The sequence below is a fragment of the Pseudonocardia sp. genome (genome assembly GCF_050246655.1).
GTDB lineage: Bacteria > Actinomycetota > Actinomycetes > Mycobacteriales > Pseudonocardiaceae > Pseudonocardia.
The window spans coordinates 1-26920 of the sequence record NZ_JBFWVQ010000056.1 but is presented as its reverse complement, the minus strand read 5'-3'; the positions used below and the strand labels follow the sequence as shown (position 1 = coordinate 26920).

Annotated in this window: 23 protein-coding genes; 17 read left to right on the top strand and 6 right to left on the bottom strand. The window is 72.5% G+C overall.

The window, feature by feature from the left end:
• The first annotated feature begins 105 nt into the window (after positions 1-105).
• The 4 genes from AB7J25_RS18295 to AB7J25_RS18280 all read left to right on the top strand — a co-directional run bounded on the left by AB7J25_RS18295 (position 106) and on the right by AB7J25_RS18280 (position 3817).
• Complete coding sequence (locus AB7J25_RS18295; protein ID WP_428510618.1) at positions 106-603, top strand: RNA polymerase sigma factor; 498 nt, start codon at positions 106-108, stop codon at positions 601-603.
• Positions 600-1211, top strand: coding sequence for a methylated-DNA--[protein]-cysteine S-methyltransferase (locus AB7J25_RS18290; RefSeq protein WP_428510616.1), 612 nt, complete (start codon positions 600-602; stop codon positions 1209-1211). The genes AB7J25_RS18295 and AB7J25_RS18290 overlap by 4 nt, the downstream gene beginning before the upstream one ends.
• A gap of 170 nt (positions 1212-1381) precedes the next feature.
• Entirely contained in the window at positions 1382-1720 is a 339-nt protein-coding gene (locus AB7J25_RS18285) for a hypothetical protein (protein ID WP_428510614.1), read from the top strand.
• A gap of 141 nt (positions 1721-1861) precedes the next feature.
• The gene (locus AB7J25_RS18280; protein WP_428510612.1) at positions 1862-3817 is read left to right on the top strand and encodes a serine/threonine-protein kinase; all 1956 of its coding nucleotides are present in this window, start codon (positions 1862-1864) and stop codon (positions 3815-3817) included.
• 18 nt (positions 3818-3835) lie between these two features.
• On the opposite strand, the gene AB7J25_RS18275 is transcribed toward AB7J25_RS18280, so the two are convergent.
• Positions 3836-5236 carry a glutamate decarboxylase gene (locus AB7J25_RS18275; protein ID WP_428510610.1) on the bottom strand — a complete coding sequence of 467 codons (1401 nt, stop codon included), beginning with the start codon at positions 5234-5236 and terminating at the stop codon, positions 3836-3838.
• A 188-nt stretch (positions 5237-5424) separates the two neighbouring features.
• On the opposite strand from AB7J25_RS18275, the gene AB7J25_RS18270 reads away from it, so the two are divergent.
• The 6 genes from AB7J25_RS18270 (at position 5425) to AB7J25_RS18245 (ending at position 15109) form a co-directional block, all read left to right on the top strand.
• Positions 5425-6363, top strand: coding sequence for a hypothetical protein (locus tag AB7J25_RS18270; RefSeq protein ID WP_428510608.1), 939 nt, complete (start codon positions 5425-5427; stop codon positions 6361-6363).
• A 139-nt stretch (positions 6364-6502) separates the two neighbouring features.
• Positions 6503-9553, top strand: a complete 3051-nt coding sequence (locus AB7J25_RS18265) for an AAA family ATPase (protein WP_428510606.1) — start codon at positions 6503-6505, stop codon at positions 9551-9553.
• Positions 9554-9576: 23 nt separating this feature from the next.
• Positions 9577-10845 carry an alpha/beta hydrolase gene (locus tag AB7J25_RS18260; protein WP_428510604.1) on the top strand — a complete coding sequence of 423 codons (1269 nt, stop codon included), beginning with the start codon at positions 9577-9579 and terminating at the stop codon, positions 10843-10845.
• Positions 10845-11363: a VOC family protein gene (locus AB7J25_RS18255; RefSeq protein ID WP_428510602.1), complete on the top strand. Its 519-nt coding sequence runs from the start codon at positions 10845-10847 to the stop codon at positions 11361-11363. Before AB7J25_RS18260 ends, AB7J25_RS18255 begins: the two co-directional genes overlap by 1 nt.
• Positions 11364-11423: 60 nt before the next feature.
• The gene (locus tag AB7J25_RS18250) at positions 11424-14126 is read left to right on the top strand and encodes an alpha/beta fold hydrolase (RefSeq protein WP_428510600.1); all 2703 of its coding nucleotides are present in this window, start codon (positions 11424-11426) and stop codon (positions 14124-14126) included.
• A gap of 101 nt (positions 14127-14227) precedes the next feature.
• On the top strand, positions 14228-15109 hold the full coding sequence (locus AB7J25_RS18245; RefSeq protein ID WP_428510598.1) for an alpha/beta hydrolase: 882 nt from the start codon (positions 14228-14230) through the stop codon (positions 15107-15109).
• Positions 15110-15301: 192 nt separating this feature from the next.
• On the opposite strand, the gene AB7J25_RS18240 is transcribed toward AB7J25_RS18245, so the two are convergent.
• Both AB7J25_RS18240 and AB7J25_RS18235 read right to left on the bottom strand, forming a co-directional pair.
• A complete protein-coding gene (locus AB7J25_RS18240; protein ID WP_428510596.1) occupies positions 15302-16006 on the bottom strand; it encodes a DUF2182 domain-containing protein in 705 nt (234 codons plus the stop codon).
• Positions 16007-16155: 149 nt separating this feature from the next.
• Complete coding sequence (locus AB7J25_RS18235) at positions 16156-16821, bottom strand: DUF1326 domain-containing protein (RefSeq protein ID WP_428510594.1); 666 nt, start codon at positions 16819-16821, stop codon at positions 16156-16158.
• Between the two features lie 189 nt (positions 16822-17010).
• Between AB7J25_RS18235 and AB7J25_RS18230 the strand changes: the two genes are divergently transcribed.
• Positions 17011-18021 carry a GlxA family transcriptional regulator gene (locus AB7J25_RS18230; protein WP_428510592.1) on the top strand — a complete coding sequence of 337 codons (1011 nt, stop codon included), beginning with the start codon at positions 17011-17013 and terminating at the stop codon, positions 18019-18021.
• A gap of 14 nt (positions 18022-18035) precedes the next feature.
• Here AB7J25_RS18230 and AB7J25_RS18225 read toward each other — a convergent pair whose 3' ends face one another.
• Positions 18036-19373, bottom strand: a complete 1338-nt coding sequence (locus AB7J25_RS18225) for a hypothetical protein (RefSeq protein WP_428510590.1) — start codon at positions 19371-19373, stop codon at positions 18036-18038.
• A 366-nt stretch (positions 19374-19739) separates the two neighbouring features.
• On the opposite strand from AB7J25_RS18225, the gene AB7J25_RS18220 reads away from it, so the two are divergent.
• Positions 19740-20282, top strand: a complete 543-nt coding sequence (locus AB7J25_RS18220) for a hypothetical protein (protein WP_428510588.1) — start codon at positions 19740-19742, stop codon at positions 20280-20282.
• Positions 20283-20548: 266 nt separating this feature from the next.
• On the opposite strand, the gene AB7J25_RS18215 is transcribed toward AB7J25_RS18220, so the two are convergent.
• Together AB7J25_RS18215 and AB7J25_RS18210 are read right to left on the bottom strand one after the other, a co-directional pair.
• Complete coding sequence (locus AB7J25_RS18215; protein WP_428510586.1) at positions 20549-21043, bottom strand: DUF2269 domain-containing protein; 495 nt, start codon at positions 21041-21043, stop codon at positions 20549-20551.
• Positions 21044-21084: 41 nt separating this feature from the next.
• A complete protein-coding gene (locus AB7J25_RS18210; protein WP_428510584.1) occupies positions 21085-21267 on the bottom strand; it encodes a hypothetical protein in 183 nt (60 codons plus the stop codon).
• An 80-nt stretch (positions 21268-21347) separates the two neighbouring features.
• Between AB7J25_RS18210 and AB7J25_RS18205 the strand changes: the two genes are divergently transcribed.
• The 5 genes from AB7J25_RS18205 to AB7J25_RS18185 form a co-directional block, all read left to right on the top strand.
• On the top strand, positions 21348-21920 hold the full coding sequence (locus AB7J25_RS18205) for a TetR/AcrR family transcriptional regulator (protein WP_428510582.1): 573 nt from the start codon (positions 21348-21350) through the stop codon (positions 21918-21920).
• 94 nt (positions 21921-22014) lie between these two features.
• Complete coding sequence (locus tag AB7J25_RS18200) at positions 22015-22404, top strand: DUF6153 family protein (RefSeq protein ID WP_428510580.1); 390 nt, start codon at positions 22015-22017, stop codon at positions 22402-22404.
• A gap of 54 nt (positions 22405-22458) precedes the next feature.
• Positions 22459-23067, top strand: coding sequence for a DUF305 domain-containing protein (locus tag AB7J25_RS18195; protein ID WP_428510578.1), 609 nt, complete (start codon positions 22459-22461; stop codon positions 23065-23067).
• Positions 23068-23176: 109 nt separating this feature from the next.
• Positions 23177-24559, top strand: a complete 1383-nt coding sequence (locus AB7J25_RS18190; protein WP_428510576.1) for a phenylacetate--CoA ligase family protein — start codon at positions 23177-23179, stop codon at positions 24557-24559.
• Positions 24560-24646: 87 nt separating this feature from the next.
• The coding region (locus tag AB7J25_RS18185; protein WP_428510574.1) for a heavy metal translocating P-type ATPase at positions 24647-26920 on the top strand (2274 nt) is incomplete at its 3' end.

Here is a 26920-nt window from a genome sequence, read left to right as displayed (position 1 = left end):
GGTTCGGTAGTGGCGCTGCGCCCTCGGTGGGGTCGCCGACGGGCGGGTGTACGAACGAGGGACCGTCCGATCTCACGAAACCGCCCGAGGAAGCGTCTACCTGTCGTGAGGAGCAAGGAGCCGTTCGACGCGGTCGTCGCGACGCACGCAGCCATGGTGCTGCGGGTGTGTCGCGCGCTGCTCGGGCCTGCCGACGCCGACGACGCATGGTCGGAGACGTTCCTGTCGGCCCTGCGTACCTACCCGGACCTGCCCGCCGATGCGAACGTCGAGGCGTGGCTGGTCACGATCGCGCACCGGAAGGCCCTTGACATCATTCGCGCCACGGGACGCCGGGCGGTGCTGACCGCGCACATGCCCGATACCGAGGCACCGCCGGGTCCGGAAGAGCCCGACCCGGATCTGGCGAAAGCTGTGACCAGGCTGCCGAACAAGCAGCGGCACGCCGTCGTCTATCACTACGTGGCAGGACTGCCACATGCCGACGTCGCCGCCATCCTCGGCGGCAGCACCGACGCGGCCCGCCGCGCCGCCGCGGACGGCATCGCCACACTGCGCCGCACGTACCGTCCCGCCGTCGCCAGGCAGGGGAAAGAGCGATGAGTACTTCCGACGATCTGCACCGCGACCTCACCCAGGCATACGCCGACGGACCCGCCGAGCTGAGCACGCTGCGTGCGCGCCTCGCGACCGAAGCGGAGGTCGAGGGCCTCCTCGACATCGCCTACCGAATCGTCGACAGCCCCGTCGGGCCGCTGCTGCTCGCGGCAACCGGCCGCGGCCTGGTCCGGGTGGCCTATCGCCGCGAGGACCACGACACCGTCCTGCAGAGCCTGGCCGACCGGATCAGCCCCCGGGTGCTGCGCGCCCCGGCGCGCCTGGACGCTGCCGCACGGCAGTTGGAGGAGTACTTCGAGGGCGCCCGTCGGGCGTTCGACCTCCCGCTGGACTGGCAGCTCTCGGCCGGATTCCGGGCCGCCGTGCTCCACCGGCTTCCCGACATCGACTACGGGCGCACGGCCAGCTACGCCGCCGTCGCCGCACTGGCGGGCAAGCCCAAGGCCGTCCGCGCCGTCGGCACCGCCTGCGCGACCAACCCGCTTCCGGTCGTCATCCCCTGCCACCGCGTCGTCCGCTCGGACGGAAGTCTCGGCGGCTATCTCGGTGGCATCGACGCCAAGCGCACCCTGCTGACCCTGGAGAACGCGTGACCGTCGACCGGGACGGCGTCGCCTGCCGATTCCGGCTCACGTTCCGCCGGTGCCCAGCGTCTACTCGGTGAGCGACCTGAAAGCGGGCGACACGCCACCGAACAGGTTCGCCGAGTCGAGTGCAGAACGTCGTTCGCCTGCCACCCCCGATCCGACGAGGAGTAGTCGACATGTCCCAGCAACCACTGCAGTCCCCGTCCGCCGACGTGCACCCGGGCAGGGAGCCGGTCGACGCCGTCCTGCGGGCGGCCCGCTTCGGACTGGAGGCCTACCCCGGCCCGGTCGGTGAGCTCATCGACCGTGAGCTCCGTGCCTACGTGGACGGCGGCCGTCGACTGCCCCCCGACGCCGTGCCGGAACGCCTGCTCGCCATCCTCCTGCACGACCTGGAGCGCGAGGCGGCCGAAGCCAAGGGGACCCTGCCCGCCCGCTACAAGAAGGGAACACCCCTGGGCTGGGAGTACACACCCCGTGACACCGACGGTGCCGAGGGCGCGCAGGTGAGGTGAGTCCGGGCCCACGCCGGCCCGGGGCACACCGCTCCGCGACACGCGCTCCGAGCGGGTCGCACCACCTGGTTGGCCCGACGCCCCACCGCTATCCTGCCCGCCGGGGATCTGGGCGCAGGTGCGCGGCGGGGGTGGGTGGCCGTGGACGGTCGGCGCTTCGGGCCGTACGTCATCGCGGAGCTGCTCGGTCGTGGCGGCATGGGCGAGGTCTACCGCGCCTACGACACCGTCCACGACCGGGACGTCGCGCTCAAGCTGCTGCCCGCGCACCTCGCCGCCGATCCGGAGTTCCGCACGCGGTTCGCCCGCGAGTCGCGGATCGCGGCTCGGCTCGGCGAGCCCCACGTCGTCCCGATCCACGCCTACGGCGAGCTGGACGGAACGCTCTACATCGACATGCGGCTCATCGACGGCCGCGACCTCGCCGCCATCCTCGCCCGCGACGGGGCACTGGCGCCCGAACGGGCCGTCGCGCTGGTCGAGCAGGTGGCCCAGGCACTCGACGGCGCGCACGCCAACGGCCTGCTGCACCGCGACGTCAAGCCGGCGAACGTCCTGGTCGGCGAGGCGGGTGGCGGGCACGCCGAGTTCGCCTACGTCGTCGACTTCGGCATCAGCCGCTCGACGACGACCAGCTCGGCGCCCCTCACCGGTGCCGGCGCGACGGTGGGCACCGTCGACTACATGGCGCCGGAGCGGTTCCTCGGCCGCGGGATCGACCACCGCGTGGACGTCTACTCGCTGGCGTGCCTGCTCCACGAGTGCCTCACCGCGCAGCGCCCGTTCCCGCGGGGGGAGTTCCTCGCGGTCATGTACGCCCACCTGCACGAACCGCCGCCCCGGCCGTCCCTCGTGCGGCCGGGGGTCCCATCGGAATTCGACGCGGTCGTCGCCCGCGGGATGGCGAAGGAGCCCGACCGGCGGTACCCGACGTGCTTCGCCCTCGCGGCCGACGCGCGGGCCGCGCTGGAGGGCCGGGCGGACGCCGGTCCCACGCGGGCGACCGCGGTCGCGCCGCAGCGCACCGCCGTCGCACCCACCGCTCGTGCCCGGCGCTCGCGCTTCGGGGTTGTCGCCGTCGCGACCGGGACCGCCGTCGTGCTCGCCATCGTCGCCTGGCTTGCGGTCGCGGGCCTCGCCGGCGGCGACGGGACCGGCGATACCGTGCCGGACCGGGACTCGCAGGTACCGTCCTCGGCCGACGTCCCGACGGGGGCGCTCGCCGTGCGGGGCGACCCGGCCGGCCTCGCGCTGAGCCCTGACGGGAGCCGGCTCTACGTCAGCGACCTCGGCTCCGGCGTCGTGCAGGAGGTCGACACGCGCGCGGCGAAGGTCGTCCGCGAGATCAACGTCGGCGGGTTCCTGCACGGCATCGCCGTGATGCCGGACGGCTCGCGCGCGTACGTGGGCGCGGAGGGCACGGGGGCGGTGTCGGTGCTGGACCTGGCGTCCGGGTCGGTGATCGCGACCATTCCCGTCGCCGACGGGGCCTGGCTCTGGGGCGTGGCCGCTTCGCCCGACGGGCGCCGCGTCTACGTGACGTCGCGCAACTCGGGTACGTTCGCGGTGATCGACACCGCGAGCAACACGGTGCGGGCCACCGTCGATGGCGGCACGGCGCCCGACGGCCCGGTCGACGTCGCCTTCTCCCCGGACGGCCGACGCGCCTATCTGACCGACCGCGGGGCGGGGGTGGTGACGGTCGTCGACGCCACGACCGACCGCGTCGTCGCGACCGTGCGGGTGCAGAGCGCGCCGAACGGGGTCACGGTGGGGCCGGACGGGTGGGTGTACGTCACGAACGAGGGGGCCGACACCGTGTCCGTCATCGACCCGGGAACGCTCGCCACCGTCGGCACGGTCGCCGTCGGCGATGCCCCGATCACCGTCGTGACGAGTCCGGACGGCACCCGGGCCTACGTCGTTGACCGCGGCTCCCGGGCGGTCTCGGTGATCGACACGACCGCCCGGTCCCGGGTGCGGAGCCTGCCGGTCGGCGGTGATCCCGGACCCGTCGCGATCAGCCCCGACGGGCGGCGCCTCTACGTCGGCAACGCAGGCGCCGACTCCGTCGTGGTGCTCGATCCCCAGGCGTGAGCGTCGTGCCGCGCGGCGTCACAGGTGGCTGAACCCTCCCGACTCCTGCTTCGTCATGGACACCGTGACCGGGTGCCTGCCGAAGTGGGCGACGGTGTCCCGGAAGTCGTCGAGCAGCAGCGAGGCCATGTCGCGGCTGACGCCGAGGCGCACCAGGATGCGCTGGACGGCGATGTCGGAGGCCGTTCCGGTGAGCGTGTAGGCGGGCACCTGCCACCCCTTGTTGCGCAACCGGTCGGCCAGGTCGAACAGCGTGTAGCCGGGGTTCTCGCCCTCGCGGATCCGCCAGGTGACCGTCGGGATCCCGGTGTTGGGGTTGCTGTCGCAGAGCAGCTCGAACGGGCCGAGCTTGACGATCTCGGCGGCGAGGTACTGGCCGATCTCGTAGGACGCCTGGTGGATGCGGCGGTAGCCCTCATGGCCGAGGCGGAGGAAGTTGTAGTAGCTGGCGACGATCTGCCCCGCAGGCCGGGAGAAGTTGATCTGGAACACCGGCATGTCGCCGCCCAGGTAGTTGACGTGGAACACCAGGTCGTCGGGCAGCTCGCCGGCGTCGCGCCAGACGACCCAGCCGACCCCGAGTGGTGCCAGCCCGAACTTGTGCCCGGAGGCGCTGATCGACTTGACGCGGGGGAGCCGGAAGTCGAAGGCGACGTCCGGCGCGCAGAACGGGGTGAGGAATCCGCCACTGGCCGCGTCCACGTGGATGTCGACGTCGAGGCCGGTGTCGGCCTGCAGCCGATCGAGCGCGGCCGCCATGTCGGCCACCGGCTCGTACGCGCCCGTGTACGTGACGCCGAGGGTCGGCACGACCATGATCGTGTTCTCGTCCACCCGCTCCAGCATCGTGGCCGGGTCCATCGCGTAGCGTCCGGGCTCCATCGGGACCTCGCGCATCTCGATGTCCCAGTAGCGGGCGAACTTGTGCCACACCACCTGCACCGGACCGCACACCATGTTCGGGTTGTCCGTCGGCAGGCCTGCGGCCCGCCGCTTGGCCCGCCACCGCCACTTGGCCGCCATCCCCGCCAGCATGCACGCCTCCGACGAGCCGATCGCCGAGGCCCCCACGGTGTTGGCCGAATCCGGCGCGTTCCACAGGTCGGCCATCATGTGGACGCACCGGCGCTCGATCTCGGCGGTCTGCGGGTACTCGTCCTTGTCGATCATGTTCTTGCTGACCGACAGCGCCATCAGGTTCATCACCTCGGGCTCCACCCACGTCTGGCAGAAGGTGGCCAGGTTCTGGCGGGCGTTGCCGTCGAGCATCAGCTCGTCCGAGACCAGCTGGAACGCGTCCCTCGGCAACGTCCCGTCCTGGGGGAACCGGTACTTGGAGACGGGCCTGGTCAGGTCCCGGTCGGCGAACACGCAGCTATCGAGCTCGTCACGGACCTCGTCGCGCTGGTGCAGTGGCATCTCTCGACATCCCCTCGATCGGAGCCTCCCGCGCCGGCCCGCACCGCGGGTCGCCGCAGCGTGGGGCAGCCCTGCCTCAGCACCCCGCGGTTGGTTGGTCGTTTCCGATCGTGGCCACCCGCGATGCACGCCGTCATCGCCCGTTGAGGGTGGTACGCAGGGCCCGCGGGGTGCCGCAGGATTGGCGGGTGAGCCAGTGGGACGTCTTCGAGTTGCCCTCGGAAGCCCGCGTCCAGAACACGGGTGGTCGTGGGTCCCTGATCAGCCGGGTGCAGTGGCTGCACCCCGACGGCTCGACCGCCACCTGGGAATCCCGGCTGGCCCGCAAGCGGGGCGTCATCGAGGTGGTCAGGAACGGCATCGTCGAGCGGATCATGGCGCGGCCCGCCGTCGCCGTCCGGCTGCGCCGGTGCAACGACCTCTCGGGGGTGTCGTTCTTCCTCGGCGGCCTCCTGTTCACCGTGGGCGCGCTGTTGGCCCAGTACGAGGCAGCGCCGGTGCTCACCATCGACTGGACGTTCCTGATCGGCGGGTTCTGGTTCTCCACCGGTGCCTATGCGGCCCTGGTCCAGGAGCTGAACTCGCCACGCCGGATCGGTGACGACGGGACGCTGGTCGCCCCCGCGTGGCGGTGGTGGGCGTACGAGCCGTACCGGCCCGGGTGGGTGGCGGCGTTCGCCCTGTTCTGCGGCACGTTGGCGTTCGCGGTCAGCCTGGTCGACGCGTTCCTCACGGGACTGAGCGCGGGCCAGGCCAACCGGTTGATCTGGGCGCCGCAGATGGTCGGCTGCGTCCTGTTCCTGGTGTCCGGACACATCGCGATCGCGGAGGTCTGCCACGGTCGGCTCCGCTGGATGCCGTCCTCTCTCGGCTGGTGGATCGTCCTCGTCAACCAGATCGGATCGTGGCTGTTCATGGTGTCCGGGCTCGCCGCGTTCGTGCGGCCGGTGACGGGAGAGGTGATCAGCGTCGGTCTGATCAACTGGGGCACGGCGTGGGGTGCGGCCTGCTTCAGCGCGGCCGGGGTGGCCCAGCTGTTCGAGCGGCCCGCGGTCGCGCATGCGGTCGTCCACGACCCGGGAGCAGGCGTGCCGTCGCAGGCCGAACCGGGCAAGGGCGTGGCCTGAGCGTGATCCTTGCTCCGCCTGCCCTGCCGTACCGGCGATCGGCGGAACGTCACCTACCGCCTGGTGACCTAGTGTCGACAGGATGGGCGTCCGTCCTACGGGGCCAGTAGCGCCGTCGCCGCCGTCCGCGGACGGTCTCGTGGGTCGCGAAGCGGAGCTGGCCGTGCTGCAGGCCGCGTTCGACGCCGCAGCGGCGGGCCGGCCGACGATCGTCCTGCTGGTCGGGGAAGCCGGGATCGGCAAGACCCGCCTCACCGACGAGGCCGCGGCGCTGGCGAGGGCCTCCGGGATACGGGTGCTGCGTGGCGAGGCGGACGCGGCGATTCGGCGACCGATGGAGCTGTGGCGCGGCGTCTACCGCTCGCTCGACGTCGTGCCCGCGAACGACCCGGCCCTGCCGGCCGAGGAACGCCGGTGGGAGCAGCTCGAGTCGCTGACGGCCGCCCTGGCCGCAGCCGCACCGGCCGTCGTCGTCCTGGACGACCTCCACTGGGCGGACGCGGTCGCGGTGTGGGTGCTCGAGCACCTGCCGAGGGCGCTCGGGGACGCGCCGGTCGCCTTCGTGGCGACGAGCCGCGACCAGGAGCCCGGCATGCCCCGGCTCGACGCGGTCCGGCGGGTGTCCCGGCTGGTGCACCTCGAGGGACTCGACGTCGACGCGGTGCGTCGGATGGCGGCCGCGCTGACCACCGGGCCGGTCGACGCGGTCGAGCTGCGGGCCCGGACGGGCGGCAACCCGCTCTTCGTCCGCGAGCTGCTGATCGCCCCGGACGGCGGGGGCGTGATCGGCGGTGTGATCGGTGAGGTCCTCGACCGGGTGCTGCGACGGTTCGACGTCACCACCCGGGAGCTGCTGGCGACCGCGGCCCTGGCCGGACCGGGCGCGCCGCTCGCCGTCCTCGCGGCGGCGGCGTCGACCACCGCGGCCACGGTCGCGGACCGCCTTGCGCCTGCCGTGCTGGAGGGCGTGCTCGACGGGGTGTCCCGGACGGGCGTGCGCTTCCACCACGCGCTGCTGGCCGACGCCGCTGCGCGGCTGGTCGACGCGCGCTCCCTCCACGGCCGGTTGGCGGTGGCATGGGAGGCCACCGGCGGGCTCGACGGCCGGGCGTCGGCGGGGGAGCACCGGCTGCGTGCCGCGGTGGGCCCGTCGGAGGTCGCCCGCGCCGTCGCCACCGCCTGCGACCTCGCCGCCGAGCTGATCGCCGCCGGGCACCAGGCGCGGGCGGCGGGCCTGCTCCAGGACGCGCGTGAGGCGGCCGTCGAGTGCATCGACCGCCCGGACCTGCGGGCGAGGGTGTCGCTGGACCTGGCCACGATCCTCCGCCGGCTGGGCGACCTCGACCTGGCGCTGGAGCACTACGGAGAGGCCGCGGAGCTCGCCCGGGGCAGCGCGGACCCCCTGCTGCGGGCCCGGGCCGCGGTCGGCGCGAACCTGTGGGTCACCGCGTTCATCCCCGATCCCGGCCGCCTGCGCCGGCTGGAGGACGCGCTCGCCGCGCTCCCGGACGGCGAGCTGCGGCTGCGGGCCGCGGTGCTCGGCCGCCTCGCCGTGGTGGGTGGGGCCGATCTCGACGCCGCCGACCGGGCGCGGGACTGGGCCGAGGAGGCCGTCGACGCCGCCCGGCGGACTGGCGACCCGGTGCTCGTCGCGCAGGCGCTCATCAACCTGACCATGTCGCCCGCGAGCCGCGACGAGCTCGACGCCCGGCTCACGACGGCCGACGAGGTGGTCCACCTGGCCGAGCGCGCCGGACGCTCGGACCTCGCGCTCTACGGGCACCAGCGGCGCTTCTGCCACCACCTCAACCACGGCGACGTCGGTGCGGCGCATCATGCGCTGGAGCGCGCCGAGCTGCTGGCCGGGTTGCTGCCGTCGCCGGGCTGGCGGCAGCGCACGCTGGTCCAGCGCACGACCCTGCACGCCCTGACCACCGGTCGGGCGGCGGCGACCGCGTCGATGGACGAGGCCGTGCGCGCCGGCTCCGGGCACATCGAGCCGCTCGTCCTGCTCGGCTGCGAGCTCCTGCACCGGATCATGCTGCTCGAGCTGTACGGGGGCACCGAACCCCGGGCGGGGGAGCTGTACCGCACGGTCGTCCAGATGATCGACAAGGTGCCCTCTCCGCTCCTGCAGGTGCAGAAGGGCTTCGTCGCGCAGCACGTCGGCGACGAGGCGCGCGTGCACGACGTCCTGCACCGCTACGCCGGGCAGCCCGGGCGGGTCCAGCGGTCGATCTCCGGCGACCAGCTGCTGCGCATGCTCGGTGACATGATCGCTCGGGCGGGCGCGACGGACCTCGTCGCCCCCGTCTACCAGGCCCTCCTGCCCTACGCAGGTCTGCTCAACGTCGGCGGCGGGCAGTGCGCCGGGCTGCCCGTCGACGACGTCCTCGGTCGCCTCGCCGCGCTCGCCGGCGACGTCCCGGCCGCCGTCCGACACGCGCGCGACGCCGTGGCGCTGGCGCGCGCGCTGCCGTCCCCGCCGATGCTCGTCGGATGCCTCGACCACCTCGCCGACGCCGTCGCGCGCGCCGGCGACGACGACCCCCGCCACCTGCGTGCGGAGGCCGCCGCGCTCGCCGTCGCCGCAGGCGTCGAGCGGCCCGGTCGGGACCGGCCGCCGCCCGTCCCGGACGCTGCGTCGAGGGCGGCGGCCCTGCGCCGGGACGGTCCGTCGTGGGTGCTCGCGACGCCGCTGGGCTCGGCCCGCCTGCCCGACAGCACCGGCCTCGGGCAGCTCGCCCGGCTGCTGCGCACGCCCGGCGTCGAGGTGGCCGCCGTCGAGCTCGCCGGGCTGCCGGGTGCACCGCCCACCGACCTCGGTCCGGCCCTCGACGCGCAGGCCAAGCGGGCCTACCGGCGGCGCCTGCAGGAGCTGCAGGCCGAGATCGAGGATGCGGCGGCGTGCAACGACCCCGTCCGCGGCGAACGCGCCCACGTGGAGACCGAGGCGCTCCTGCGGGAGCTCCGGCGGGCGGTCGGGCTCGGTGGACGCGACCGGCCGAGCGGATCGGACGCGGAACGGGCCCGTGTGAACGTGGTGCGCAGCCTGCGGCGGGCCATCGCCGCCGTCGGGCAACAGGCCCCGACGCTGGGCGCGCACCTTGAGGTGTCGGTCCGCACCGGCCGCTACTGCGGCTACCGGCCGGAACCTGCCGCGGCCCTGTCATGGACCGTCGAGGTCTGACGGCGGAACATCGTTCCACGCCGGTGAACGCCGTCAGGGGCATGACCTGGTGGAGCGATCGGCTCGGGCGGGCGGTGGCAAGCGCGGTGGGGCTGGCGCTGGTCACGGCGGCGTGCAGCGGCGGCCCCGACCGGCCCGACCAGGAGGCGGCGCCCGGGATCGCCTGGACGGAGTGCGGTGACGGCCTGCAGTGCGCCACCGTGCCCGTTCCGCTGGACTGGGCCGACCCCGCCGGCGAGCAGATCTCGCTGGCGGTGATCCGCCGTCCGGCGAGCAAGCCCGACCAGCGGATCGGGACCCTGCTCGTCAACCCGGGAGGCCCCGGCGACACCGGAGTGGGTCTCGTCCGCACCGGCGCCGACATCGAGGCGTGGGGCGGCGGCCGGTTCGACGTCATCAGCTGGGACCCGCGGGGCACGCACGGCAGCTCGCCGGTGAAGTGCTTCACGAGCGACGCCGAGGAAGCGGCGTTCTGGAACGGCGCGGCGGCGTACGCGGTCCGGACCCAGGATCTGGCGCGCCGGTGCGGCGAGGTGATGGGCCCGCTGCTCTCGCACATCTCGACCGCCGACACCGTGCGCGACCTGGACCGCCTCCGGGAGCTCGCCGGCGAGGGGACGATCACCTACGTCGGCCTCTCGTACGGCACGTTCGTCGGGCAGGTGTACGCCACCATGTTCCCCGACCGCGTACGGGCGATGGTTCTCGACGGCCTCATCGACGCGGTCGCGTTCACCACCAGCGCCGAGACCCGCTCCGCCGTGGACTCGGAGTCGACCGACGCGGTCTTCGGACGGTTCCTGGAGCTCTGCGAGCAGGCCGGACCCGGCAGGTGCGCCCTGGCAGGCCATGGCGAGACCGCGGCGCAGCGCGTGGCCCGGCTGTTCGAGCGGGCGCGCCAGGGGCCGATCCCGGCACCGGACGCGGACCCGCCCGGCGAGCTCGTCCTCTCGGACCTGCTCGTGTCGTCGTTCTCGCCGCTGTGGGCCCCCTGCGCGTCGAACTGGCCCGGCCGAAGCGAGGACCGCTTCACCGGATCGTGGAACGCGGGGACCGCGGCGCCGATCCTGCTGATCGGCACCCGGTACGACCCCAACACCGGCTACCGGAACGCGGTGCGCACCGAACAGCTGCTCGGCAACGCGGTCCTGCTCACCCACGACGGGTACGGTCACGTCTCCTTCCAGGATCCGAGCGCGTGCGTCGAGGCGGCGAAGACGCGCTACCTCGTCGACCTCCAGGCCCCGGCCCCCGGCACCGTGTGCCCGGCCGACCGACCGCCGTTCAGCTGATGGACAGCCGGGCGGGCCGGCCCTGCGGGGTCAACCACATCGCCGTGGTGACGGCCGATCTCGAGGGCTACCGGGCGTTCTACGAGGGCGTCATCGGCCTCGACACCGCACTGGTGCTCGGCCCGGGCCCCGGGCACGGGCGACAGGCCGTCGTCTTCGCGGGCGACGTCATGCTCCACGTCTTCGAGGCGGACCGCGACGTGCGGGCGTCCGGCGTGCCGATGCTCGGGCGGGGCCGGGTCGACCACCTCGGCTTCACGGTCCGCGACGAGGCGGAGCTGGCCGCGGTCCGGCGCAGACTCCTGGACGCCGAGGCGTCGAGCGGGGACGTCCGTGCGCTCGGCTGGATGCTCTCGCTGCGCTACCTCGACCCGGACGGGTTCGAGGGCGAGATCAACTGTTTCCACCCCCGATTCGACCCGTCCGCGCTGCGCGACCAGGACGAGGTCCTCGATCCGCGGTGGCTGGCCCGGGTCCGGCGCGCCCTGCGCGCCGGTGACGGGCTCCACCCACGCTGACCGGCACACCCCGGCGGCCCGGGACGGCACTCTTCCGGGCGGCCCGACACCACGAGGGGCATGACCATGACATCCCACTCCCGCACCGGCCGCCGCGCCGCGACGGTGGCGGCCGTCGCGGCGCTGGCCCTGATCGCCGCGGCGTGCACGGGCGAACCGGAGCAGGCGCCGTCGTCGGTGCTCAAGCCGATCGATCAAGACTCGCTGCAGACCCTCCTCGACGGGAAGATCCGGGAGCTCCGCGTGCCCGGCGCGGTGGTGCTCCTGCGGACGCCCCAGGGGGAGTTCCGGGTCGGGGCGGGCACCACCGAGCTCGGCGTGCAGAGCCCACCGGACCCCGGCACCCACTTCCGGATCGCGTCGAACACCAAGACGATGACGTCCGCGGTGATCCTGCAGCTGGCGCAGGAGGGCAAGCTCGCGCTCGACGACCCGGTGTCGAGGTACGTCACAGGCGTCCCGAACGGCGACGCCATCACCCTCGCCCAGCTGCTGGAGATGCGCAGCGGGCTCTACAACTACACGAACTCGCCCGAGCTCGCGAAGACGCTGGACACGGACCCGACAAAGGTGTGGACCCCGCGGGAGCTGCTGGACATCGCCTTCGCGCACCCACCGAACCGGCCGCCGGGCACGGACTACGAGTACAGCAACACCAACTACGCGCTACTCGGCCTGGTCGTCGAGCAGGCGGGCGGGCAGCCGCTCGCCACCGCGATGCACGACCGGCTGTTCGCGCCGCTCGGCATGGCGAACACGTTCCTGCCCGAGGCCACCTCGAACGCGATCCCCGCGCCGTCCTCGCACGGCTACCTGTACGGCAGCTCCTCCGTGGCGCTCTACGGCGAGCCGGAGTACACCCCGGAGATGACGGCCGCGATCGAGGCACGCACCGTCGCGCCGACCGACTACACCGGCGTCAACCACTCGTTCGCCGCGGCGGCGGGCGGCGTCGTCTCCACGGCCGACGATCTCGCCACGTGGATGCGGGCCCTCACCGGTGGAAAGGTGCTCGACGCCGAGTACCAGCGGATCTGGGCCGTCAGCATCAGGCCCGAGTCCCCGGACACCCCGCGCCAGGAGTACGGGTACGGCATCTCGCGGCTGAGCTGGGGACCCCACGCCATCACGTTCCACGGGGGTGAGACGGCCGGCTACAACTCGTTCATGGGCGTCGACACCGCCAACGACGTGACGCTCGTGGTCTGGACGAACCAGCCCGTCTCTCCCGAGGACGCGCCGACCGCCAACGCGATCATGGTGAGCGTCCTGGACCAGATCTACGTCGAGTCCCCGCTGGCGGCAGCCCCCGCGGCGACCCCGGCGGCCGCCTTCGAGAGCGCGCCGTGTCCCAGCCCGAACGTCGCAGGCTTCCCCACCCTGGACTTCCCGGCCGACGTGCAGTGCGGCTACCTCACCGTGCCCGAGAACCGCTCGAAGCCGGACGGGAAGAAGATCAAGGTCTTCACCGCGCGGGTGCCGGCCGCCTCACCGACACCGCAGCCCGATCCGATCGTGTGGCTGGCGGGTGGTCCGGGCGGCGCCGGGTCGTTCCAGGTCACGACGCTGACGCAGCAGGGCCTGAACGCCGACCGCGACGTGATCTTCGTCGACCAGCGCGGCACCCACCACTCCGATCCGCTGCTCTCCTGCCCCGAGTACGACGAGTTCGTCAACGACGCGATCAGCGTCCCGTTCTCGGCGGAGTCCACGACGGCGGCGGAGGCACCGGTGATCAAGGCCTGCCGCGACCGGCTGGCTGCCGCCGGCAACGACCTGGCGGCCTACAACTCCGCCGAGAACGCCGCCGACATCGCCGATCTGCGGGTGGCGCTGGGCATCGCCGAGTGGAACGTCTACGGCGTCTCCTACGGGTCGAAGCTCGCCCTGACCGTGCTGCGCGACCACCCGGAGGGCATCCGCAGCGTCGTGCTCGACTCCGTGTCGCCGCCGGCGAACAACATCTCCGAGACCTGGTGGCAAGCGCCCGCGAGCTCGTTCCGGGGGATCTTCGCCGCCTGCGCGGCCCAGCCGTCCTGCGCGGCGGCGTACCCGAACTTGGAAGCGGACTTCTTCGCCACCGTGACGCGGCTCACCGCGACACCCGTCGTGGTGCAGGCGACGGACCCCGCCACCGGGGCGCCCCTGACGGTCAACATCGACGGGTTCCCCTTCGCCTACGCCGTGATCATGGCCAGCGAGCGCGGTGACGCCTCCCGCGTGCCCAAGATGATCGCCGACATGGCGCGCGGCGACACCGCCGAGACCGTCGCCGCGATGCTCGCGCTGCAGACCCCTCCGGAGATCGTCGGCCTCGGCGGCCACGCGCTGGCCTTCAGCGTCTTCTGCCGGGAGCACACCAACCTGACGACCGAGGACGCCGCACTCGCGACGGCCCGGTCGGCGCTCCCGCAGTTCCCGGACCAGGTCCTGAAGGTGCAGCCCAAGCAGGGGCGCATGTTCACCGAGTGCCCCGTCTGGGACGTCGGGTCCGATCCGGGGATGACCGCACCGACCGTGAGCGACGTGCCCGTGCTGATCCTGGAGGGCGCCCTCGACGCGGCCACCGCCCCGGGGTGGGTCGACATCGTCCGGCCGGGTCTCACGCGCTCGCAGTACGTGGAGTTCCCGCTCACGGGGCACTCGGTCCTGGACAAGCACCCCTGCGCAATGACGATCATGAATGCCTTCCTCACCGACCCGACCCGACCGGTCGACGCGGCGTGTGCGGGACGGACGACGCTCACCTTCGTCACGGAGTGAGCCCCCTCGTGGGACGGCGTGCGGGCCTTCCGCCGATCGGTCTATTGCCAGATCCGACAGAGATGTCCATAGTTCGACATCAATGTCGGACATTGGAGGCGATGATGCCAGCGGTATCGACCATCGAGATCGACGTGGACGGGCGGCGGTTGAGCGGGCGGTCGGCTGAGCCGGACACGCCGGCCCGGGCGATCGTGTTCGCCCTGCACGGCGGCTCGTACTCCAGCCGGTACTACGACCTGCGCTCGGCCCCGCGCGCGTCGGCGCTCGGCACCTACGCGGCGCTGGGCTACCGGGTGATCGCCCTCGACCGCCCCGGCTACGGTGCGGCCGCCGGCGTCGCGCCCGGGGAGTGCGGCTTCCCCGCCCAGGCCGCGCTCCTGCGGGCGGCGGTGGCGCGGCTGCACGCCGAGCGCGGCGACGGCCTGCCCGCCTTCCTCATCGGCCACTCGATCGGCGGCATGATCGCGATGATGGTGGCGGCGGGTGAGGTCGACGTCCCGCTGCGCGGGATCATGGCCTCGGGCATGGGCATGGTGTGGCGTCCGGGGATCCTCGAGATGTGGGGCTCGCTGATCGGCGAGAGTTCGCACGTGGCGGTCCCGAACGAGGCCCGCGACCAGATCATGTTCGCCCAGGATCCGGTGCTCGTGGATCCGGCCGTGCAGCGGGAGGCGGGCGAGGACCTGCACCCCATCCCGGTCGAGGAGTTACGCGGCGCGGTCAGCTGGCACGAGACGATGCCCGGGGTGGCCGCCGACATCCGGGTGCCGGTGCTGCACGTCCTGCCGGAGCTCGACGGCATCTGGGCCTCCGACGAGCACGCGCAGGCCCAGGCGGCCGCCGCGCTCAAGGCCGTCGAGGGCGCGACGGTGACGGTGCAGCGCGCCGCAGGGCACTGCCTCGACGCACACCGGGCGGGCCACGCCCACCACCTCGCCACGGCGGCGTTCTTCGAGACCTGCCTGCTCGCCCGGCCGTAGCCCCGCGGCGGCGACGGCCCGGCCGCGAGGATTCACCACCGCGCTCGCACCTACCTCGTGGTGGGTGCACATACCGCCGGCGGTGTGTGTGAGCTGCTCGCGGTGGGTGCCAGGGCTCCCACAGATGTTCCACCGCCCGCGCCCTCGGTACTCGCACACGCCGGCTGGCGCCGGCGGTCGTCGACGCGGGGCTCAGCACGTCGGCTGATGCATGGGCATCGCGGCCGTGTGCGCCGCGCCGTCGCACGTGTGCGCGATACCACCGGGCAGCAGGCCGGGGTCGGCAAGAGCCGCGAGACCGAGGGCGATGAGGACGACGCCCGCGGCGAACCGCAGGATCCGTCCGGCCGGGAGAACCTTCTCCGCGTAGAGGAACACCGTCACCGCACCGAGAGCGACGACGTTCATCATCCCGAGCGGGAACATGATCGCCATCAGCGCCCAGCAGCAGCCGGCGCAGATCACGCCGTGGTGGGCACCCATGGCGATCGCACCCCGTACGCCCTCCCGCCACTGCCGGGACAGGAAAGCCAGCGGCGAGCGGCACCCCGTCAGGCATCGATCCTTCAGCGCGCTGAACTGGTACGCGCCGGCGACGACGATGAGCAGCGCACCGATCTGACCGGCATGGTCGGCGACGACGTCGACGCGCCTCGCGAGCTGTTCGCCACCGGCGGCGAGCAGGAAGGCGGCGACCCCGATCACGGACCACACCAGGACATAGCCCGCAACGAAGAACGCCGTCGGAGCCAACGGTCTGCCGCTCGATCCCCGATTGGCCGCGATCCGGGCGAACATCAGGATCATCGGAGCCGCGGCCGGGAACATCATCGCGACCACCATGGCGAGCCACACACCGAGGAACAGCAGGGCACCCATCCCCATCGTGGGGGTCATGCTCGCCGGCTGGTCGGTTCCCGCCGACTGCCGGATGAGCAGAGCCCACGCCCCCGCCGTGAGGACGACCAGCGCGAGCCAGATCGTGATCTGCGCCCGCCGGAGCGGATTTCGGACGCGCGTCGCAACGCCGCGCGATGCGGTGGTGGTCACGAGCCCGGGCCGGACCAGTCGAACGGGATGTGCTTGCTCGAGGTCGTGGCCATCTCGACGCTGAGGCCACCGAACAGACCGGCCGCCGCCTGACGCACCTCGCCCACACCCCAGGTCGTCACGCTGTGCTCGGCCGGCCCGACCTCGGCGCCCGGAGCGTTGAGGAGCTGGACCCGCTTCGTCGGGTCCGACGTCGGTCCGGTGAGAGCGGAGGACGTCGCGCTGTACCAGCCCGACACCTCGACGCTCCAGCTCGAGAGGTCCTCGGCGATCTCGATGCGCATCGGGGCGACCTCGACGCCGCGGAAGTCCCCGATCAAGGACGCGAACATCGCCGGCCATCCACCGGCCGCCCCGCCGAATATCGCGAGGAGTGCCTGCATCTGCTGCGGATCCGCGCGGTCGTCGACGAGCAACCCCAGGGTGCACGACGTCTCGCCGCCCCAGATGTTGCCTTCGAACGTCAGTACGGCGCCCACATTCAGGCCGGCCAGCTCGGTGTCGCCGTACCGGCCGCCGGTGATCCGGTAGGCGAAGATCGCCGTGCACCTGTCGTTCGTGGGCGACTGGGCGAACGTGCACGGGCAGGGGGTGGCGCAGGAGCAGACATCGAACCAGTCGCCCTGCAGCGTCCAGGCCGGAACGGATTCGGTGGTGGTCATGACGGCTTCCTCCGGGTGATCGGCGGTCGGTGCCACGGCGGCGGTGTCACGGTCGTCGGCGATTGCGGCGATTGCGGCGATTGCGGCGATCGCGGCGATTGCACTGTGGCCGCCGCCCGATCCGGCGGCGAGATGGCCGGACGCCAACTACCCTTGTTTTCCCGCCAAGCCGTGCGGGAGGGTCCGTCCATGCGTCATCGTGTGGTCGCGCTCGCCCTGCCCGGCCTGGTCACCTTCGACCTGACCTGCGCGCTGCAGATCTTCGGGCACGGCCCGAACCTGGACCTGCGGCCCGATCTCTACGAGCTCACCGTCTGCGGATCCGGCGAGGCCCTCGTCCCGACCTACGACGGGTTCGACCTCGCCGTCGGCCACGGCCTGGACGCGCTCGAGGGCGCCGACACCGTCGTGATCCCCGGCTACGCCCCGGCCTGGGACAGCGCGCCCCGCGACGACGTGCTCGCCGCCCTGCAGCGGGCCGCCGCCCGCGGCGCGCGCATGATGTCGATCTGCATCGGCGCGTTCGCCCTCGCCCATGCGGGGCTGCTGCGCGGACGGCGCGCCACGACCCACTGGGCCGCCGTCCACCGGCTCGCCAGCCAGTTCCCCGAGACCACCGTGATCGACGACGTGCTCTACGTCGACGACGGCGACGTCCTGACGTCCGCCGGGCTGGCCAGCGGGCTCGATCTCGCCCTGCACGTGACCCGCCGCGACCACGGAGCCCATGCCGCCGCCGAACTGGCCCGCTGGAACGTCGTCGCACCCCATCGCGACGGGGCGCAAGCCCAGTTCATCAGCACCGCCATCCCCGACACCTCGTCCAGCACCATGAACGCGACCTGCCAGTGGGCGCTGCGCCACCTCGATCAACCCCTGGGGCTCGCCGAGCTGGCCGAGCACGCCAACCTCAGCGAGCGCACCCTGCTCCGGCGCTTCCACCACGAGATCGGGACCAGCCCCAAGCGATGGCTCCTGCTGGCCCGCCTCGACCGGGCCCGGGAGCTGCTGGAGACCACCGACCTGCCCGTCGAAGCGGTGGCCCACCGCACCGGCCACTCCTCCTCGGCCGCGCTGAGAGATCGCTTCACCGCGGCACTCGGCACGTCCCCGACCGCCTACCGCCGATCGTTTCGACCGGGCAGGACCCGGCCGGCCGGACAACGCGACGAGCGTCGAAGCCTCGATCCCCCGCCGTGAGCGCGTTCCGCGCGTCAGACCTGCTGTCGATGCTGGGTGGTCGCCGGCTCCGTCGGGTCCGCGGGCGAGGCCTTCGCCGCCTCCGCCGCATAGGCCTGCGCCTCGGCGTTCGAGCCGTAGTCGGCGATCTCCCGCATCATGGCGCGGCGGATCTTCGGCTGCTGAGCCAGGGCCAGCGCGAACACCGTCAGGAGGAACCACATGGTGAGGCTGCTGAGCACCACCAGGATCGCCGGGATGACGACGTTGCCCAGCCGGGCCGTCAGCTCCTGTGCGGCGAACACCCGCCAGATCAGCATGAGGTTGACCAGGTAGCCGACCGCGTAGGACACGCCGAACACGATCAGGAACTGCTTCAGCGTGCCGTCCTTGCGGCGTTTGAGGACCGGCTCGTCCCGGATGGGCAGGGCGATCGAGAGCACGTTGCCGACACCGAGCCACAGGAGGATGAAGCAGAGCATCAACGCGCACGCCTTGAAGAAGGCACCGAGATCGCCTGCTCGCCAGGCGAGCAGTGCGCTGAGCAGGAACCCGAGTGGCGCCACCAGCGTGAGCAGCGCGAGGTTCTTGATGACCAGGACGTGCCAGAGCCGGGCACCGCTGTCGAGGGCGGCGCGGACCCGCATGGCGTCGAAGCTCATCGCGTTCAGGCACACCGCGCCGCCCATGACCACCGAGATTGCCCACAGGCCCAGGTACGGCAGCAGGCGCTGTTTGGTGTCCCACTCGAAGGTCCGGATGAAGCCCAGGTAGAGCAGGCCCAGGGCCAGGCTGATCGCCAGGTTCTTGAGCACCGAGCGCGGCTTGCGCGTGAGGACGTAGTGGATCTCCCCGCGCAGGCCACGGGCGAGCGCGGGCCCGTGGCGGGTGACCGCGTTGCGGCCGGCCAGGGCCGTGTGGCCGTCGACGACCGACGCATCCGGCTCGGCCTCGCCCGCGTCGATCCGGGCCAGGCGGGCCTTGAGGACGGCCAGGTGCGCCTCCTGCAGGGCCGCCCGGGCGGTGCGCACCGCCGCCTCGGCCGCCCGCTCCGCGCGGGCCGCCTCGGCGTGGGTCCCGACGGGCGAGGCGTCGTCCCCCGCAGGCAGAACGCCGCGACCGTCGCCCGGTGCCTCCTGGTGCGTCCGGTCGTCATCCGGCTCCACGGCGACGGGGGCCCCGACGAGGGCCGGTTCCGCCGCGGGCGTCACCGCGGAGCGGCGTTCGAGGTCGCGCCGCTCGGCGATCCGCTGCTCGACCCCACGGATCGTGGCGGCGACGTGGTCGCGGTCCTTCCACTTCGACGCCAGCACCGCGCGTTCGGCTGCGGCCGCGTTCTCGACGAGGTCGACCAGTTCGTCAACTGCTGACACGGCGCCTCCTCGCCCCTGCGCGCACTCGACGCGCCGGCCCCGAGGTCCAGCACACCCCGGCGCTGCCGGGCGGACATCACCCGCGACAGGTGAGCGCCGCAGCGTCGACGCGCATGCCCTGGCGCGTTCGCGGGTCGGACGGAGCCGGCCGCCCGTTCCCCGGCGTCCTCGGGAGCTCAGTCGGCACACCCGTTTCCGCAGGTCAACCCCGGATTCAGCCGTCACGACCGCCCACGAACCGCGGAATCGGTGTCACCTGCCAAGGATGAGGCGCCCCCGGACGATGTGCGCCACGCTGGCCATGGCCGGTCCGCTGGTGGGCATCGCAGCCCCGCGGATCGTCGGTGAGACTCGAGGAGGGAATCGATGGCGATCGGGCCTGTCCAACTCATCGTGCTCGGATTCAAGGATCCGGAGTTCCACGGTGAGATCATCGCCGAGTTGGGGCGTCTGAAGGAGAACGACACGATCAAGGTGATCGACGCGCTCGCCGTGTACAAGGACGCTGAGGGGGACTTGGAGGCGATGCACCTCAGCAACCTGTCGACGGACGAGGCGATCGAGTTCGGCAGCAAGGTCGGCGCGTTGATCGGCCTGGGCTTCGATGGCGAGCCCGGTATGGAGGCCGGAGCCTTGGCCGGGGCCGAGGCTGCGGCGGACGGAATCACGGTCTTCAACGATGAAGAGGCATGGGACGTGCTCGAGGAGATTCCCAATGGCTCAGCGGCCGCAATCCTGCTGATCGAGCACCATTGGGCGGTCCCGCTGCGGGATGCGGTCCTGCGCGCAGGCGGGTTCCGCATCTCCGACGGGTTCATCAGCCCGTTGGACCTCATCGGGATCGGGCTGATCTCGGCTGAGGAAGCGGCGGCGATGCACAGTCTGGAGCAGGCGCCCGTGTCAACCTGACCGGGCGATCGGTACGGAGCTGGAGGAGTGGGCATGTTCGGATCTCGCAGGGTCGCCCGGCGGACCGCCAGGCGGACAGCTCGGCGTCGCGACCGCCGCGACTGAGGCATGAGAACGGCGATTCCGCCGGCCGGTACGCCGGTCGGCGGGATCGCCGTGTCCGCCCCGCAGGGGATCTGCGCCAGGACGGTGACAGGGCAGCCCCCCAGGTCGTCGAGCATTCATCACCGCGCACGCCGAGCCGGTCCCGTCGGGCCGCCTCGGCGTCACGACGCGGGGTCGGCTGTCATTCCGCCCGGCATGCCGGCGGACCGCCTGCGCCCGTAGCGCGTTCGACCGCGGGGCTTGTAGATGGAGAGCGCCAGCGGCAGCAGGAGGACCGCGAGGCCGCCGCCGGAGTGCACGATGAGTGAGATCCGCTCGAGGCGATGGTCGCCCGGCCCGAGCCGCCCGGCTGCCGCCTCGCGTGCGAGAAAGGCGATCGGCTCCAGCTGCTGGAGCAGGACGACGACGGCGAGCAGCGTGACCCCGAATTTGATCAGTACCCAGTAGTGGCGGACGACGCCCCAGTCGGTACCCAGCGACTGCACGAGCCCCGTCGCGAGCGCGGCGAGACTCAGCGGGACGAGCCCGAACCAGGTCATCGGCGCCAGCGCGACCTGGATCGATCGAACGAGCTGCGCGTCGTCGCTGGTCAGCCCGGACACGGCGAGCGTGAGGAAGGCCAGCGCCGCCCCCAGCCAGCCGACCGAGGACGCCACGTGCACTGTGAGGGCGAGCTTCCGGACGCCCGCAGGCATCCTCACCGGTCGACCGGCGTCGCGTCGGGTGCGGACATCGCGGTGTGCCGACCCGGTCCGTGTTCGCCGCCGAGGAGCAGCATCGCGACGACGACCAGCGCCACCACCATGACCGCGAGGACGACGAGGGTCCTGACCCACCGCGGCAGGCCCTCGTCCCGACCGGTTTCACGTCGAAGCTCCACGTACGTCCCCACTCTTTTCGAGACAGTATGTCTTGGTCCGGACAGACTGTCACTACTTCGGCATGCCGCATACTTCGTTTGTGCCGAAGCTGTGGACCGACACCGTCGACTCGCATCGGCGGGCCGTCCGAGACGCAGCGCTGGACGCCGCCTCGGAGCTCCTCGCCGAGCGCGGGCCGCGGGGCGTGACGATGTCCCGGGTCGCCGAGAAGGCGGGCATCGGTCGAGCGACGTTGTACAAGTACTTCCCGGACGTCGACGCCGTCGTGCGGGCCTGGCACGAGCGCGAGGTCGCGGCCCACCTGGCCCAGCTCGGGATGCTGCGCGACGCACCTGGTACCCCGATCGAGCGGCTCGAAGCCGTGCTCCGCGCGTACGCGTCTCTTGCTCGCCGGAGCCACACCGGCGGCGAGGCGACCGGGCCCCTTCACGCTGATGATCATGTTGTCCGCGGCCGACACCAGGTGCGCGACATGGTGTGCGACCTGCTCTCCGCGGCCCGGGGTGAGGGCGATGTCCGGGAGGACGTGCCCGTCGCCGAACTCGCCGCCTTCTGCCTGCACGCCCTCGGAGCCGCAGGTCCGGATGCGCCGGAGCCGGTGGTGCAGAGACTGATGCTGCTGATCATGTCCGCACTCCGCGTCCGGCGCTGACGCGGACGCGGACGGTTCCTGCCGAGGCCTGCCACGGCGTGCACGGATGCCGCGGTCTGCCGGCCGCTCGATGAGGCTCGCTACGCTCGGAGCCGTGGAGCGGACCGGACTGGCACCGGGGCAGCGCCTGCTGCTCGTGGTGGCCGTGGTGCTGGGCGTGCTGACGATGCACGCCACTCCGGTCCTGTGCGCTCCCGCCTCCGACGACGGCCACGTCGTGGCCACCTCGCACCCACATGCTGGCGCCGGTGCGGCGATCGGACACGGCCAGGACCCGGACTGCGGCAGCCACCACGCGCTGGCCGCGTGCCTGGCGATCCTGGCGATGGGCATGCTGCTCCTCGCGCTCCGCCTGCTGGGGTGGATGTCGCCGGGACCGTGGCGCGCCGCGCGGGTGCTGCTCCTCGGTCCGGTCGTGGGGTCACGCGCACCCCCACGGGCGAGTTCGACCCGTCTCGCTGAGCTCTGTGTGTCACGGCGCTGATCGATCGGTGCACACCGTCGATCACCGTCCGTTCAGACACACAGAGAGGCACCCATGCACGTCACACGTACGTTCGGGCTGCTCGCCGCAGCCCTGAGCACCCTGCTCGTCACCGCTTGCGGCACCGCTGCGCCGCCGTCCTCGCCCGCCGCCTCGTCGCCGGAATCGGCGACGGTTGTGGCCGCCGGCCACAACGAGGCCGACATCACCTTCGTCCAGGGGATGATCCCCCACCACGAGCAGGCTGTGGTGATGTCGCAGCTCGCCGCCGACCGGGCGGCGTCGCCGCGGGTGAAGGAGCTGGCCGCGACGATCGAGCAGGCCCAGGCGCCGGAGATCGAGCAGATGCGCGGCTTCCTCGAGGCCTGGGGCGTCGAGGAGGACAGCTCGATGGGCGGTATGGACCATGGCTCCATGGGCCAGGGCGGAATGCCCGGCATGATGTCCGGCCAGCAGATGGGCGGGCTGGACCGGGCGAACGGTGCCGGGTTCGACCGCATGTTCCTGCAGATGATGGTCGTGCATCACGAGGGTGCGGTGACGATGGCGCGCACCGAGCTGGCCGACGGCCAGAACCCGCAGGCGAAGGCCCTCGCGCAGGCGATCATCGACCAGCAGACGGCCGAGATCGCCCAGATGCAGGAACTGCTGAAGACCGTGTGATCGGGCCCGCCGGGCCCGGCTCGATCTCTCGCGAGTCGGGCCGGCCCCGGCGGGCGCTTCTCGCCGGCGTGACCGTGATCTCTGCGCCGGTCGGTCGATGGGAGTAGCGATGGCAGGCGGCCACACGGCGCCGAGCAGGGTTTCCGACGCTGCCCGGCGGGCTGGGCTGGTGCTCGCCGTGCTGCGCCGGCTGCGCCGTCGGGACTCGTGGAGCAGGGCGCAGCTGATCGCTCACCAGGGGCGGGCGCTCGCCGTCCTGCGCGCACACGCCTACGCACACTCGCCGTTCTACCGGCGCCTCCACGCCGGCCGGTTCGACACCCCGCTGTCCGACCTGCCGGTGCTGACCAAGGCGCAGCTGATGGAGGGATTCGACGAGGCCGTGACCGACCGCGCCGTCCGGCTGGACGCCGTCGAGCGCCACCTCGACGTGCTACGCGGGGACGAGTTGTTTCGAGGGCGGTACCGGGTGTGCGCGACGGCGGGCACCACCGGCCGGCGCGGCATCCTCCTCTGGGACAGATCGGAATGGGTGGACGTCCTGGCCTCGTACAACCGCGCGCAGGAGTGGGGCGGCGCCCGAGCGGGGTTGACCCGGCGGATGTCTACGGCCGTCGTGAGCTCCACGAACCCGACGCATCAGTCGGCGCGCGTCGGCGCGTCCATCGACAGTGCGTGGCTGCCGACGGTGCGGATCGACTCCGGCGACGACCGTGCGTCCATCGTCTTGCGCCTCAACGGCCGACAGCCCCGGACGCTGGTCGCCTACGCTTCCATGCTGCGGGTGCTGGCCGAGGAGCAGCTCGCCGGTCGGCTCGCGATCGCTCCCGAGTTCGTGTTCAGCGCCTCGGAGGTGTTGACGCGCTCGACACGCGACGCTGCGACGGCGGCATGGGGCCGCCAGCCGCGCGACGTCTACGCCGCCACCGAGACCGCCGCCATCGCCGCCGAGTGCGGGCAGCACCCGGGCCTGCACCTGTTCGAGGACCTGGTGCTCACCGAGGTCGTCGACGGGAACGACCGGCCGGTGCCACCGGGGGAGTACGGCGCGAAGGTGCTGGTGACGGTCCTGTTTTCGCGCACCCTGCCGCTGATCCGCTACGAGATGACCGACAGTGTCCAGATAGCCGTCGAGCACGACTGCCCGTGCGGCCGGCCGTATGCGCTTCTCGCAGGCGTCCAGGGTCGCCTGCAGGAGGCGTTGCAGTTTGCGACGGCCGGCGGCGGGGAGCGCACCGTGCAGCCCGTCGTCGTCCACCACATCATGGATCGGGTCACAAGCGCCGGCTGGCAGGTGGTGCAGCGGCCCGAAGGGCTCGAGGTCCTGCTCGTCCGACCGAGGAACGTCGACCCGACGGCGCTGGCCGCGAAAGTGCGGAGCGCCCTCGCCGAGCAGGGCGTCGTGGTCCCGGACGTCCGCGTTCGTGAGGTCGAGTCGGTACCGCGGACCGCGCTCGGCAAGGCCCCTCTCATCACCGGGACCACGTCGTGAAAGCTCGTTGTACCCCATACCCCTATAGAGTATATTCCCGTGCGTTCCGTCGACCCTTCCGAGATCGCTAGTGACAAGGAGGTCGTCATGACGACCGGCACTGAGAACGTCGAGTCCGCCGTACTGGAGGTGCGCGGCGTCCAGTGGGCGAGCGAGAAGGCGGTGGTCGAGTCCGTCCTCGGCCGGCGTCCGGGCGTCCGCTCGGTCGAGGCGAACCCGGTCGCCCAGACCGCGACCGTCGTCTACGACCCGGAGGCGACGTCGGTCGCCGAGCTGGCCGGTTGGATCCGCGACTGCGGCTACCACTGCCAGGGCCGGTCGGTGCCGCACCACGTCTGCGATCCGCTGGTGGACGCCCATCGCCCGGCGCCGGAGGAACCCGCCGAGCCGTCGCCGCACGAGATGATGGGCCACGGCGGGCACGAGGGCATGTCGATGGCGACGATGGTCGCCGACATGCGCAACCGGTTCCTGGTGGCGGCGGTGCTGTCGATCCCGGTGCTGCTGTGGTCGCCGATCGGCCGCGAGGTGCTCGGGTTCGAGGTGCCCGCGCCGTTCGGGCTGCGCGACGACGTGTTCTCGCTGATCCTCAGCCTGCCGGTGATCTTCTACTCGGCCTGGATCTTCTTCGACGGCGCCTACCGTGCGCTGCGCGCCCGGACGCTGGACATGATGGTGCTGGTCGCGGTCGCGGTCGGCGCGGGCTGGGGCTACTCACTGGTGGTCACCCTGGCCGGCGGTGGCGAGGTGTTCTACGAGGCCGCCACCGTGCTCACCGCGTTCGTGCTGCTCGGGCACTGGTTCGAGATGCGCGCCCGTGGCGGGGCCAACGACGCCGTCCGTGCCCTGCTCGACCTCGCCCCGCCCCGCGCCGTGGTGATCCGCGACGGCCGCGAGGTCGAGGTGCCGACGGCGGAGGTCGCCGCGGGCGAGCTGCTGCTCGTGCGGCCGGGCGCGAAGATCCCGGTCGACGGCGTGGTCGAGGACGGCGAATCCGACGTCGACGAGTCGATGGTCACCGGGGAGAGCCTGCCGGCGCACAAGACCGTCGGCAGCGACGTGATCGGCGCGACCATCAACGCGGACGGCACGCTGCGGGTACGGGCGACGAAGGTCGGCGCCGACAGCGCGCTGGCGCAGATCGTCGCGCTGGTGCAGGAGGCGCAGAACTCGAAGGCACCCGGGCAACGACTCGCCGACCGCGCCGCGTTCTGGCTGGTGTTCGTCGCCCTGCTGGGCGGTGGCGCGACGTTCGCCGCATGGGCCCTGTTCTCCGACGAACCGCTGACCGTGGCCCTGCTGTTCGCGATCACGGTCGTGGTCGTCACCTGTCCCGACGCCCTCGGCCTCGCGACCCCGACCGCGATCATGGTCGGCACCGGCCTCGGCGCCCGGCGCGGCGTGCTGTTCAAGAACGCCAGCGCCCTGGAGGCCTCGGCGCGCATCGACACCGTCGTCATGGACAAGACCGGCACGCTCACGAAGGGCGAACCCGAGGTCACCGACGTGGAAGCGCAGGAGATCGACGAGACCGAGCTGCTCGCCCTGACCGCGGCCGTCGAACGCGAGTCCGAACACCCGCTCGCCCGGGCGATCTCCGCCCACGCCGAGCAGCAGGGGGTGGCGCGGCCGGCCGTCACCGGATTCGAGAACGTCCCCGGCCACGGCGCGGTGGCCATGGTGGCCGGCCGCCGGGTGGCGGTGGGCAACCGGCGCCTACTCGAGCGCGAGGACGTCGACCTCGGGTCGCTCGCCACCCGCCGCGACGAGCTCGCCGCCGCGGGCCGCACCACCGTTCTCGTCGCGGTCGACGGGCGTGCGGCCGGGCTGATCGCGCTCGCCGACGCCCCACGGCCCACGGCCGCCGCCGCGGTCGAGGCCCTGCACGAGCTCGGCGTCGAGGTCGTCATGCTCACCGGCGACAACGAGGCGACCGCCCGCCGCATCGCGGGGCGACTCGGCATCGACACCGTCATCGCCGAGGTGCTGCCCGGCGACAAGGCCGCCCAGATCGGCGCGCTGCAGGCGGAGGGACGGCACGTGGTCATGGTCGGCGACGGGGTGAACGACGCCCCCGCGCTGGCCCAGGCCGAGCTGGGCATCGCCATCGGGGCAGGTACCGACGTCGCGATCGAGACGGCGGACGTCGTGCTCATGCGCTCGGACCCGCTGGACGTGCCCACTGCGCTGCGGATCGGGCGCGGGACGGCGCGCAAGATGCGCCAGAACCTCGCCTGGGCCATCGGCTACAACGCCGTCGCGCTGCCGATCGCCGCGGGCGTGTTCGAGCCCGCGTTCGGGCTCGTGCTGCGACCCGAGATCGCCGCGCTGTCGATGTCCGGGTCCAGCCTCCTCGTCGCG